The 12,993-nt window shown below is 45.7% G+C and carries 10 protein-coding genes; 4 read left to right on the plus strand and 6 right to left on the minus strand.

The features are described 5' to 3' along the window. Positions 1-29: 29 nt before the first annotated feature. Positions 30-779, plus strand: a complete 750-nt coding sequence (locus J4N39_RS04070) for an MlaA family lipoprotein (protein WP_252022216.1) — start codon at positions 30-32, stop codon at positions 777-779. 86 nt (positions 780-865) lie between these two features. On the opposite strand, the gene J4N39_RS04075 is transcribed toward J4N39_RS04070, so the two are convergent. The 4 genes from J4N39_RS04075 to J4N39_RS04090 form a co-directional block, all read right to left on the minus strand. Further along, positions 866-2,037, minus strand: a protein-coding gene (locus J4N39_RS04075; RefSeq protein WP_252017926.1) for an IS3 family transposase whose coding sequence is annotated in 2 segments (ribosomal slippage) — positions 866-1,755 and positions 1,755-2,037 — 1,173 coding nt in all. Because the reading frame shifts where the segments join, the coding sequence is not laid out codon by codon here. A 115-nt stretch (positions 2,038-2,152) separates the two neighbouring features. Beyond that, a complete protein-coding gene (locus J4N39_RS04080) occupies positions 2,153-3,376 on the minus strand; it encodes an OmpP1/FadL family transporter (RefSeq protein ID WP_252022218.1) in 1,224 nt (407 codons plus the stop codon). A 277-nt stretch (positions 3,377-3,653) separates the two neighbouring features. Continuing rightward, on the minus strand, positions 3,654-4,388 hold the full coding sequence (locus tag J4N39_RS04085; RefSeq protein WP_252022220.1) for a DUF3379 family protein: 735 nt from the start codon (positions 4,386-4,388) through the stop codon (positions 3,654-3,656). Next, positions 4,381-4,956: a sigma-70 family RNA polymerase sigma factor gene (locus tag J4N39_RS04090; protein WP_252022223.1), complete on the minus strand. Its 576-nt coding sequence runs from the start codon at positions 4,954-4,956 to the stop codon at positions 4,381-4,383. Before J4N39_RS04090 ends, J4N39_RS04085 begins: the two co-directional genes overlap by 8 nt. Before the next feature lie 567 nt (positions 4,957-5,523). Between J4N39_RS04090 and fadI the strand changes: the two genes are divergently transcribed. Both fadI and fadJ read left to right on the plus strand, forming a co-directional pair. Further along, positions 5,524-6,831, plus strand: a complete 1,308-nt coding sequence (fadI, locus tag J4N39_RS04095; protein ID WP_252022225.1) for an acetyl-CoA C-acyltransferase FadI — start codon at positions 5,524-5,526, stop codon at positions 6,829-6,831. After that, positions 6,831-8,942 (plus strand): fatty acid oxidation complex subunit alpha FadJ, encoded by a 2,112-nt coding sequence (gene fadJ / locus J4N39_RS04100; RefSeq protein ID WP_252022227.1) that lies wholly within the window; start codon positions 6,831-6,833, stop codon positions 8,940-8,942. The genes fadI and fadJ overlap by 1 nt, the downstream gene beginning before the upstream one ends. An 82-nt stretch (positions 8,943-9,024) precedes the next feature. Here the strand turns inward: fadJ and J4N39_RS04105 are convergent, their stop codons facing one another. Then, positions 9,025-11,802 carry an insulinase family protein gene (locus J4N39_RS04105; RefSeq protein ID WP_252022229.1) on the minus strand — a complete coding sequence of 926 codons (2,778 nt, stop codon included), beginning with the start codon at positions 11,800-11,802 and terminating at the stop codon, positions 9,025-9,027. 179 nt (positions 11,803-11,981) lie between these two features. On the opposite strand from J4N39_RS04105, the gene sixA reads away from it, so the two are divergent. Continuing rightward, positions 11,982-12,452: a phosphohistidine phosphatase SixA gene (sixA, locus tag J4N39_RS04110; protein WP_252022230.1), complete on the plus strand. Its 471-nt coding sequence runs from the start codon at positions 11,982-11,984 to the stop codon at positions 12,450-12,452. Positions 12,453-12,458: 6 nt separating this feature from the next. On the opposite strand, the gene smrB is transcribed toward sixA, so the two are convergent. Then, complete coding sequence (smrB, locus tag J4N39_RS04115; protein ID WP_252022231.1) at positions 12,459-12,986, minus strand: endonuclease SmrB; 528 nt, start codon at positions 12,984-12,986, stop codon at positions 12,459-12,461. Positions 12,987-12,993 lie beyond the last annotated feature (7 nt).

Raw genomic sequence — 12,993 nt, forward strand, 5'->3', positions numbered from 1 at the left:
ACGGCTGGTTTTTTTGTTGGAAAGGATTCATGGCACACAAGACGTATAAAGCAGTGATGACAGCCTCCCTTGCGGTCGCAATCGCAGGTTGTAGCTCTGTGCCTGACGAGGTTGAACCGCACCCCAATGATCCGTTCGAAAGCTTCAACCGAACGATGTTTGACCTCAACTATGACTACATTGACCCTTATTTGTTGCGACCTGCGTCGATAGCGTATGTTGAGTATGTGCCTGTGCCCGTGCGCACTGGGGTTGCTAACTTTTTGGCTAACCTTGATGAGCCTGCGAGCGTGGTCAACAACATTCTGATGGGGAAGGGGGAGCGAGCGGCCACTCACTTTAATCGCTTTTGGATCAACTCAACCATAGGTTTGCTTGGTCTAATTGATGTCGCGGGAGCCGCTGGAATTAAGAAGCATGAAGAACGTCAGTTCGGTGACATGCTTGGCTATCATGGGGTAGGAGATGGCCCATATGTGATGGTACCGGGTTATGGTCCTATTACGGCGCGTAAAGCGACGAGTTTTGTTGACAGCAGCTATGTGCCTTTGTCGTACTTAAATTTTTGGGCTGGTGCTAGTAAGTGGGCGTTAGAAGGCCTGGAGACGCGCTATCGTTTAATTCCTCAGGAAGCGACGCTAGAAGCCTCTCCCGATCCATATTCACTATCTCGTGAAGTTTATCTGCAGCGAAGAGCCTTTAAAGCGGGTTTAACCGAGAACATCGAAGTTGATGAAGCGGAAGAGGATGAGTTGGATGACTTTTTGGATGAGCTTTAGGAACTTGGTTTAAGGGTTTAAGGGTTTAAGGGTTTAAGGGTTTAAGGGTTTAAGTGATATGACCCCCTAAAAGTAGACACGGGGTTTTAATTCATTAGCTCGAAGTCATTGGGGCTCACTCCACCAAGGGCCCCATGTCTTCTTACTGGATTATAATAACTATCGATATATTGTCGACTTTGAACGGTCATCTCCTGTCGAGACAGTTCGCCTAGATTGCTTATCCATTCTTTTTTGTATTGGGCAAAGAAGCTCTCTGAGCAAGCATTATCCCAGCAATTACCTTTACCAGACATACTTATCGTGACTTTGCGTTTGCGGTGCCAGCGTATGGTTTCGAAGGCTCTATACTGTACGCCTTGATCCGAGTGGAACATCAGTTTTTCACCATTTGGACGTCGAGATTTCCAAGCTTTATTCAGGGTTTTTATGACCAAATCCGCATTGTTAATACGGCTTGTAGACCACCCAACGACTTTACGAGAGTACAAGTCAAGAATGATGCAGAGGTAGTTCCACCCTTCTTTGCATCTAACTTGAGTGATATCCGATACCCAGACACGGTTTGGTTCCTTTACATCAAACTGGCGATTGAGCAGGTTGTATGCTGCCATCATCGGCTCTTGTCGTGGTGCTCGGCCATGACGCCTTTTACTGGCTATTGAACGATACCCCAGGCTTTGTAATAAGCGTTGAACTCTTTTCTTATTACAGATGAACCCGCTCGCAATCGCTGCTTCCCAGAGTTTGCGGTACCCAGGAATGCAGTGTTGATCATCACTTTCCTTCTTAAGGAACTCCAGCAAAGTGTCATTGGTTTGCTCACGTGTTGTCTGCTGGCGATTACGCCATTTGTAATAACCCGCTGGAGAAACATTGAGCCATCGACAGAGCAAACGCACAGGTAAGGTGTTCTTCGTCCGCTTAAAAATATGTTCAAACCTTACTCTTTTAGGCTGTCGAAGTAAGCTTTCGCTTCCTTTAAGAATTCGTTCTCCATCTCAGCCATTTCAAGGCGTTTCTTTAACTCACGGTTTTCTTTTTCGAGCTGAGCTAGAGATTTTTTTGGCCCTTTGTTTGGGATTGGTTTAGCTGGCTTTTTTCGAGTAGTCATCGTTGCTCTCCATTTGCTCAAGATTTTAGGGCTAATTCCCAAAGCTATAGCAACAGACTTTACCGTATCTGGAGACTCTAATGATCGCTTAACAGCATTACGTTTGAATTCTTCTGAGTATTTTCTACGAGATGTGACTTGCATGACACCTAATCCTTTAATTAGGTGTCTACTTTATTGGGGTCGTATCAAAGGGTTTTAAAACCCTACAAACTAAAAAGGGTTGGCGATTGCCAACCCTTTGTTATTTGGGCTTGGATTAGAAGCTGTAGCTGTACTGCACGCCAGCAAGGATTGCGTTTGCGTGAGTCGTTGCAGTTACTGTTTCAACTAATGTGCTGTTGGTGTCAGTAACGCTTACATCCTTACCAAGAAGGTAAGTAACACCTACATCAAATGTATGTTTCTCAACCGAGTAGCTCATACCAGCAGAGAACCACTGGCGGTCTGAATCTGGTACAGAGATCGATGTAATCTTGTCTTGAGCTGCGGTGTCATACATGTAGCCTGCGCGAAATGCGATAGCTTCATTCATGTAGTAAGTACCACCCAACGAGATGTGGTAACCATCTTTCCACTCATAGTCTTTGATTTCACGACCTGTGTTAGTTTCCAGTTTGTCAAATACACTCCAACCGATCCATTGCGCACTGTAGTGAACGGCAAATTTGGTCCCTTCAAGCTTGTGGTAGCCAGAGAATTCCAACATGTCAGGTAATGGAAGACCTACTGAGTCATAATCAACACCGCCAATCTTAACGGTACCTTTTGCTTTAACTTCAGGGCTGTAGTGGTAAGACAAACCAAAGCGGTTGTTTTCATCTACTTCATAAACAGTACCAACGTTGAATCCGTATCCAGTGCCGTTGGCATCAATTTCTAGTACGTTTCCGATTAATGAAACGTTGTGAGTTCTAGACATCTTGCCGGAGCCTGTCACGATATCTAGTCCAGCACCAACACTAAGTTGCTCATTGATTCGGTAAGAGGCTGACAGGGCATAGTTAACAGTTGAAATCTCTGTTGTGCCGCCAAATACACCAGCACCAAAATCGTCTTCAAAGTTGTTCTTGGTACCGAAGTTAGAATAAATGCCGGCACCTAGTGCGATTTTATCGTTTAGACGATGTATGTAGTAAATATTTGGTACTGGAGTACTGCTTGAGTTCTTTGCATCATCAACCGGGACAGTAGCACCACCAACAAGTGGTGACATTTTGTAGCTAATATCCTTTACGCTGATATCAGTATTGATCACATTCACACCACCAGAGAACTGGTGAGAGTCAAATAGTGCCATTGCTGCTGAGTTACGTGCCATTACTGATGCGTTATCAGCAATTACAGCATCACCTGCAAAAGCGCGGCCTAGGCCAGTTGCTGATTGAGCATTCAACTGGAAGCCTGCGGCGAAAGTTTGGGTGGAAGCTAGTGCCAGAGCGGAAGCGATTACGGTTTTTTTAAACAGACGCGTGTTTTTCATTGTTACTACCTTGTTATTTTATCTTATTGAAGGCCAGAGAGACTTACTTTCTTTTCTATCTGTATCGGCAACTTCAGTAGTGAGCTTTTGCTCAGAGCCGCGATACTAAGGCCTAGTGTAGCGAAGAGAAATCCGACCATTAAGAAAATTGGTCATAAAATTCATGAAGTGGGCGCTATTTAACAGTAATTATCACGAAAAGCTATTATTTTAGAGTAAATGCACTATAAAGTTCTGTGAATATAAAAAAGCTCCGCAACTTGCGGAGCTTTTTTGATTAGCTCATGGGTTTGATGATGGGTTTGAGCTTTTCGGCGATTTTCGCTACATCTTCACCCTCATTACCCACAATAATCATGTTGGTACTACCCATCTCAGTGATGCTTCCTGACATACCATCTTTATCAAAGTATTGGGTGCCATCATTTCCTTCGGTGGTTAGGAAAAGTGTTACGCGTCCTTTTTCACCCTCAAAGACCATGTGCATGGCATTACTACTGCCAAAGCCACAGTGGTTTAGATAGTAGACATGGTATGGGAAAACGTCAGTAAACTGATATGAAAATGGCATCATTTTCTTGTTTATCTGCGTCATCTCAACCGCTTCATCAAGTGGAGCAATAAATGCTTTTTCATTGCTTACGTGATTCAACGCCGTCTGCGCTATCGATGCATGGGCCGGTGATACTAGCACTGGTGCCCAGTTTATTTGACCGACCATTATACCAGCGGCAAATGCTATTGAAGCTGCTAACGCCATCATGCGCTTAGTCGCTTTTTGTGCAAATGGCACAACATTTTTCTGCTCTTGCGCACTCTGGTTAAACAGGATCTTATCCGCCAAATCTTCTGGCACATCGACTTTCATCGCAGCCTCAATTTGCGCATCTAACTTAAGCACGTCTTCAAGAAACTTGCTGTTTGCGTCACTCTCAGCCGCTGCAAGCAGAACGTCCTGATCTTTCTGCTTAGGATCAGACATAATGCGACGGCGGAATTCTAAATCATCCATTATGTACCCCCTTATTGGCTTCAGATTCTTCCAGCATATCTTTAAGTTGATTACGAGCCCTAAATAGGCGCGTCATTACCGTATTCGTATTGAGTTCCAATATTTTACCGATTTCATCACCACTAAACCCACCAATCACCTGGAGGAATAGCGGTTCACGGTATTCCACATCTAGCTTCATGATTTGATTGTGCAACCATTCTTGTTGGTGGTGACCGTCGTCGTTGACCCTAGCATCATTGCCATGATCATCGATATCCACCAAATCAAGTTGTTTACGTTCAAAGCGCCTTGCATTTTCTCGACGCAAAATGGTAATGAGCCAAGATTTGGCTGCTTTTTCATCTTGGAGACTATCGATAGCTTTCCAAGCACGTAAACAAGTTTCTTGCACAAGGTCTTCTGCTATATGGCCGTCTTTACACAACCAATAAGCATATCGATAAAGGTCCCTGTGGTAAGCCCGAACTAGGGCTTCGTATTTTTTTTGCTTATCCATGTCAGAGTTGACCGTGGTAGCGTCTTTTTTCTTTCCAAACATTCTGACAATTGACACTGGCAGCTCCATTTGTCGGGTCTAATGGGAAAGGGACGTAGTTAAACTTAGTATTGTTTTGCATCTTTAAGTGCTTGTGTAACAAGGCATGGTAAAAATGTTTAATTGCTAACTATCGTTTCTATTCCGAGCGAAAATTTTTATAAACTAATTGGCTTAAAAATTGGATAACTGGACCAAAATTGATCTAGTTCAAATTTCTATACAGCGAACAGGTTATAGTTACTCCTGTCATCTCGTTGGAATTTCCAACATGTTGAGCAAGATGACACTTCCTTTTGAAGGCTGACTTTACTTTCTCCTAATCAGGAAACTGATTAATTTGAATTTTGCTATACGCTATATATAGATTCCAACCACACAGTTATGTGTGGTTTTTTTTTGCCTCCTTCCATAATAGCAACAAATCCTTACCTTATTAACCATCTGTTTTGCTGAATGTTTCGTGCTTGTTTACCGTGGGTGATTCTATAATTACTGCGCTAGCTCACGCTCTTAGACAAAAAGGGATTTAAACGCTCGTTTAAAGCTGGTAACATTTTCGTTACATAACAGGTCTGACCTCTTCAAGGAGAAAAAATGGGCATACAGGATTTGACGACACGAAACGGCGAGCGTATTGCCGTGGTTTCGGGCTTGCGAACCCCTTTCGCAAGACAGAGTACGGAATTTGGTCAAGTGCCAGCAGTAGATCTTGGCAAGATGGTAGTGAGCGAGTTGATGACTCGTACCGAGATTGACCCTGCCTTGATTGACCAAGTAGTGTTTGGTCAGGTGGTACAAATGCCGGAAGCGCCAAACATTGCTCGTGAAATAGTGTTAGGGACTGGTATGAACATCGCAACAGATGCGTACAGCGTGACCCGAGCTTGTGCGACTAGCTTCCAAGCCGCAGCAAACGTTGCTGAAAGTATCATGTCTGGCACCATAGATGTTGGTATTGCAGGTGGTGCCGACTCATCGTCCGTTTTGCCAATTGGCGTTTCTAAAAAGCTAGCCGCTTCTTTGCTTGCGCTGAGTAAAGCTAAAAAAGCGGGCCAAAAGCTTTCTATTCTTAGCAAACTTTCGTTAAAAGACTTGATGCCAGTGCCGCCAGCAGTTGCCGAGTATTCGACTGGGCTTTCGATGGGGCAAACTGCGGAGCAGATGGCAAAGACCCACGGCATCTCACGCGCTGATCAAGATGCACTTGCGCACCGTTCCCACACCCTTGCGGCTCAAGCATGGGCAGATGGAAAAATTCGTGATGAGGTCATGACGGCGTTCCCAGAACCCTACAAAAAGTGGATCGATAAAGATAACAATATCCGTACCGATTCTACTCTTGAGAGCTATGCAAAACTGCGCCCTGCATTTGACCGTCAATATGGCTCGGTAACTGCCGCTAATGCCACACCATTAACGGACGGCGCAGCGGCGCTGTTGATGATGCGAGAAGGTAAGGCGAAAGAGCTTGGCTTGGATGTCCTAGGTTATATTCGTTCATACGCATTCTCAGCCATCGGTGTTGAAACAGATATGCTGATGGGACCATCACACGCCACACCAATGGCGCTTGATAGAGCCGGTGTCTCCTTATCAGATTTGACACTTATCGATATGCACGAAGCTTTTGCAGCTCAAGCCCTAGCTAACGTGAAGATGTTTGGTTCGGATAAATTTGCTCGCGAAGTGTTAGGTCGTGACAAAGCTATCGGCGAAATCGATATGGATAAGTTTAACGTGTTAGGCGGTTCGATCGCTTATGGTCACCCATTCGCTGCGACTGGTGCCCGCATGATCACTCAGACGCTACGTGAGTTGAAACGTCGTGGCGGTGGATTGGCGTTAAATACTGCGTGTGCAGCAGGTGGTCTAGGTGCAGCTATGGTATTGGAGGCAGAGTAATGAGCGGTCAAAGTGCATTTCAACTAACAGTCGATGAACAAAATATTGCTTGGTTAGCGATTGACGTACCGGGCGAGAAGATGAATACCCTGCAGGCACAATTTAGTGAAGAGATGCAGGTGATCTTACAAGAGTTAGATGCCAAAAAGGGTGAACTTAAAGGTCTAATTCTGCATTCCCTTAAGCCCGATAACTTTGTTGCTGGCGCTGATGTTCGTATGCTTGATGCTTGTACCACGGCGGCAGAAGCCGAAGGTCTGGCTAAGCAAGGTCAACAGATGTTTGGTGAGCTTGAGGCGCTTCCGTTTCCCGTAGTGGCGGCAATTCATGGTCCTTGTCTTGGCGGCGGACTAGAGCTTGCGCTAGCGTGTGATTTCCGAGTCTGTACCGATGATGATAAAACCCGTATCGGTTTGCCTGAAGTCCAACTCGGTTTACTGCCGGGTTCAGGCGGGACTCAGCGTCTTCCTCGTTTGATTGGCTTAGTTCCAAGTTTGGATATGATCCTAACAGGTAAACAACTACGAGCTAAGAAAGCGAAAAAACTCGGTATTGTTGATGCGACGGTTCCACACTCTATCTTATTGGATGTGGCCAAGAAGTATGTCGAAAAAGGCAAAAAAGCGTCACGTAAACTGGGCACTAAAGATCGCCTGATGTCGAATATGAGCGTAGGCCGTAATTTAGTCTTAGACCAAGCTTCTAAAAAGACGCTTGCTAAAACTCGTGGTAACTACCCAGCAGCGACAGCGATCTTGGATGTGATTGGTTTTGGTTTAGCCAACGGCATGCAAAAAGGGTTAGCTGAAGAAGCTCGTCGTTTTGGTGAGCTATGTATGACAAGTGAGTCCAAAGCTCTACGCTCAATTTTCTTCGCAACCACTGAGATGAAAAAAGAGAAGGGCACCGAATCACAGCCGCGTAAAGTGAAATCTGTCGGTGTGCTTGGTGGTGGATTGATGGGGGCAGGCATCGGTTACGTATCAGCAGTAAAAGGCAAGCTGCCAGTACGATTTAAAGATGTTTCGAATGACGGGATTTTGGGCGCTCTAAATTACAGCTACAAGATCCTTAGTAAGCAGAAAAAGCGTCGCATCATTTCCAAAGCTGGCCTTCAAGCGAAGATGGCACAGATCTCTGGTGGCACCGATTACACCTCGTTCCAGAATACTGATGTTGTCGTAGAGGCCGTATTTGAGGATTTGAGTCTTAAGCAAGCGATGGTAAAAGATATCGAACATCATGGTCACGACAAGACGATTTTTGCCACCAACACCTCATCATTGCCAATTTCTCAAATCGCAGCCAAAGCGGAGCGACCTGAGAATATCGTCGGTCTTCACTATTTTAGCCCGGTGGACAAAATGCCACTGGTGGAAGTGATCCCACATGAGGAGACGTCTGATGAAACAGTATCAACTGTTGTAGAGCTTGCACGTAAGCAAGGTAAGACACCGATTGTGGTGGCAGATAAAGCGGGATTCTTTGTCAACCGCATCTTAGCACCATACATGATTGAATCAGCGCATCTGCTGCTTGGTGGCGAGCCGATTGAAACCATGGATGATGCTTTGCTCAACTTTGGATTCCCTGTCGGCCCAATTACGCTGTTAGATGAAGTGGGTATTGATATTGGTGCCAAGATCATGCCTATCTTGGTCGAAGAGCTTGGCCCTAGATTTGTGGCTCCGCAGGTGTTTGATACCTTGCTCAACGACGGCCGTAAAGGTCGTAAGAGTGGTAAAGGTTTCTATCAATACAAAGGCAAAAAGAAGGAAGTCGATAAGAGTGTGTACAAGCTGCTTAAATTGACACCAGAGTCTAAGTTGCCGGAAAAAGACATCGCATTGCGTTGTGTATTGCCAATGTTAAACGAAGCGGTTCGTTGTTTGGATGAGGGCATAATCCGCAGCCCACGTGACGGCGATATCGGCGCAATCTTTGGTATTGGTTTCCCTCCATTCCTTGGTGGTCCATTCCGTTACATGGACCAGATTGGTATCAAGCAACTGGTCGAAATGATGAACGAATATGCCGAGAAATACGGCGATCGTTTTGCGCCTTGTGAAGGCTTGGTTAATCGTGCTGGTGATGGCGTGTCGTTTTACTAAGTTACGACAACAATAAAAAACGGGAGAGCACCAGCTCTCCCGTTTTTGTCTTGACTATATTCGCCCTATAAAGGGCTATCCCTTAACCTAAACCAATATCTTTTGGTCGCAGTTGAAACTCGTCAACCGAGCCTATTTCTTGGCCGACAGCAAGCATAGGTGCATCGTGATGGGCGGTGCCTCGGCTATGCATGATCAGTCGATTTGCGGTGCGCGGTTTTAGCACGTTAACTACAAATCGGATCATTTCACTACGAGATAGGGATTTTAGCTCTTCAAGCACCAAGTCACGTTGATTGAACTGGTTGTCCTTATTACCAATTGCTACCCACAGTCGTTGGGCTCTGGAGCGTAAATTAGTGTCTGGTGTCGAGATTTGATTCCACAGGCCTTTCTTACTGCTTTGCCACTGATACTCATTAAGCTCCAGCAGCACCATATAGAATGCATTTAGGAACTCATCAATGGCAGTCACTAGTTCACCAGGTGAGGCGTTGGGTGACTGAACATACAGCACGATGCCTGGGTGGCGGTTAAGTGGCAAATTGCCTGTGCCTACCATATAACCGAGCTGCTGTTTGGTGCGAATTTCGTGGAAGAAGGTCGCAGACATCAGGTGATTAGCCAGAGAGTACAGCGCAATATTACGGGGAGTGGTCTGCTCGGACTGGTAATAGATCACTATCGCCGAATCCGCTTGATCGCATATCACTTCATGTTGGAATGAGCCATGCTCGCCGATCATTACCAGTGGACGCAAAGACTCCTCGTACTTCTGGTTTTTTATTCTTAACGCATCTTTGATGGTTTCACCACAGGCTAAGGCCTGTTCTTTGTGCCAATCACCGTAAACGAACATCTCAACATGTAGCTCGGCTAAAATTTTGTCGACAAATTCAGGTAGCTGATCAACCTCAATAGACTTTAGCGCCTCAAGCAGGACATGAAACGGAGGGTTATTGGGTTGCAATAACCCGGTTAGGCTATTGAACAATTGCGATACAGGTCGGTCTTTAGAGGCGTTTTGCCAGTTACGCATCATTTGCTGTTTGATAATTTCAAAGCGATGAGGATTAAACTCACGGCGGGAAAATCTATCGAGAATCACTTCCAGCAGTTGAGGCTGCTTTTGCGTAAAGCCATTTAGCGTCAGGGTAACGCCACCTTGATGGGCATACATGTTGTAACCCATACCCGCAATTTCAGCCTGATAAGTCTCTTTGGCTAGCGCATCTAAGAATAGCTCAACACATAAGCGAGTTTTAACGATATTGGTCGGGGTCGCTATCGCATGAGGGCTATCAATGGCAATGTAGATGACCCCTTTAGGCACTCGAAATTCTTTTTCTTGCTGGTGCCATAAGCGAAAGCCTGCCTGTTCTTCGATCAAGGTTGGCTGATCTGGGGTCTCTTCCAACGACAATGGGTCTAGATCGTAGCAGATGTATTCATTTTTAGGCGGCAACACCAGATCTGCACTTGGTTCAGCTTGTTGCCATTGCTCTAACTGCTGGGGGCTAAAATCTGTTACAGAGTAGGGGGTGAAATACCACTTAGCCTCTCGGTTGGTTTCAAGACCTGGGGCAATAAGCGTCAGGCGCATGTTTTCAGGTGTCAGGTAAGCGTGAACCTCCTCTAGCAATGCGGGGTTGAACTCGCTCATGCGATAATCGCCGTAAACGACGTCTTCCGCAGGGTAATGGAACAGGTTCATCACCAAGTGACTGACGAGATCCAGCGGACGTACCGATTCCTGAAAGCGAAAGGCGGACTCCATGACGGCACGCTTTTCGTTGTAACGCCACTCTTGGTATCCCTGCGCTTTGATCAGTGCGAGGTACTCAAATGTCGTGGTGACTATCTCATCGACATGATCAAGCCCTTCAGGGGTCAGGGTACAACTGACAGTAAATTCTCGGTAGTTGTTACCACTCATGCCACCACCAGCCCCGAGGCTGTTGATCCAGCCTTTATTTTTCAGATGCAGCATTAGAGAGTTTTCCCCTTCGTAGCCCAAAAGATGAGCAAAGTACGATAGGGGTTTGGAGGCGTAGTGCTTATCCATCGAAGGCAAGGTAAACGCCATGATCAGTTTGCGGCTTTCCTTAACGGGCTCAAGTTGGATAAATTTGCCATTATGTTCGGGCAGCGTAAGTGGGACATCAATGGATTTGCCTGCCAAATGATTGGTGGTTATGGCAGAAAAATAGTCCATAACCCACTTTTCAAGCTCATCAAGGGAGTGATTACCTGCCACAGACAGGGTCATTAGGTCTGCAGAATAGTGCTGCTGATAAAACTCAATGATTTCATCTCGGATGGATTGACCGTCACGATCTCCTAGCGTTTCTAGGTTACCGACCGAGAATTTTGCAAATGGGTGAACAGGGTTAATCACCTCTTTGTGCACCTGATAAAGGCGTCGCATATCGTCTTTAAGTTTGAGTTTATATTCTGACTCAACCGCCTGACGCTCTTTCTCTAACGCATCTTGATTGAACAGTGGAGCAATGAAGAATTGGCTGAAGCGTTTTAAACCACGTTCGAAGGCTGTTGGTGCAATATCGAAGAAGAAGCAGGTGTGTTCGGTACCAGTCCATGCATTGTTATTACCGCCATGTTGGCTAATGAAGGACTGAAATTCCCCGGTGCTTGGGTACTTTTCAGTGCCAAGAAATAGCATGTGCTCGAGGAAGTGCGCTAAGCCTTCTCGATCCTGTGGGTCATCAAAATGCCCCACGTTCACTGCCAATGCCGCAGCGGACTTCTGTGCATTGGGATCTTCAACGAGTAACACCTTCAACCCATTGTCGAGCAGCAAGTAGCGATATTTATTATTGTCATTAGGGCTTAGGTGCACGAGATGATCTCCTAAAAAGCTATTGATTTAATTATGACTAGGTTCTGTTGTGCTGCAAAGCCACCTAAGCAAAAATTTTAAACCTTTGTTACCAAAGTCCCGACTCTCACTTTGGAGTTATTGGTATAATTAAAGATAGCCTCCCGTCGAAGAGGTCGTTTAAAAGAACGGGTATAACAATGAAAATATTTATTATGCGACACGGTGAAGCCGAGACTTTTGCGGCGACCGATGCAGAGCGAGCCTTGACCAAGCGAGGCCGAGAGCAATCTCTTTTAGTAGCGAAAGCCTGTCGTGAACAAGGCCAAGCAGACTTTGACCTAGTGTTGGTCAGCCCATATTTACGAGCCCAACAAACTTGGGAAACCATTCAAGCTTGTTTTAGCGTGGATGCACAAAAGGTAGAAACTTGTGATGACATCACTCCGTACGGTGATTCAGAGACGGTATACCACTATGTGTTAGCGTTGATGGAAACACGAAAGATTGAGAGCGTGTTAATGGTTTCACATTTACCGTTGGTGGGTTATCTCACCTCAGAGTTCGTGCCTGATCTTCCGCCACCAATGTTTCCAACCTCGGGGCTTGTGTGTGTTGAGAGTGAGCCTGTATCAGGCAAGGGTGAACTGCTTTGGCATATTCACCCCTAGCCACGATTACTTTTCTGGGATACTGAGCAGTACCAATAATGCACCATCGCCACCGAATTCGAGTGGCGCTTGGTGATACGCCATCACATCTGGATGTTGAGCAAGCCACAAAGGCACTTTTTGCTTCAGGATGTGCTTGCCAATGCCATGCATGACACAGGCACAAGGCACACTCTCTTTGATGCAATGTGCGATCATTGCACCTAATTCTCGTTTTGCTTCTTGTTGCGTCATGCCGTGCATATCAAGGTAAACGTCTGGCACGTAAACACCACGACGTAAGCGCTTCACTTCATATTTTGACACATCAGAGCGAGCGTATCGCGTCGGCCCTTCTTCATCTAAGTGGGGTTCAAATTCGTCTGAGAAATAAAATTCGTTATCGACCGCCTCTCGATGAGTACGGACGATTTCTTTTTGTTTGATGTTTCTGTTTGGCTGCTGGACTATGGTATCCTGTTGCAACTTTTTTACGCCTTGTACGGCGTCCCTAAATAGGGCGAAATCATCGTTTTCGGTGTCTTTTCTGCTCATGGGGTCT

Origin of the sequence: Vibrio sp. SCSIO 43136 (assembly GCF_023716565.1) — a bacterium.
In the GTDB taxonomy this organism is placed as follows: domain Bacteria; phylum Pseudomonadota; class Gammaproteobacteria; order Enterobacterales; family Vibrionaceae; genus Vibrio.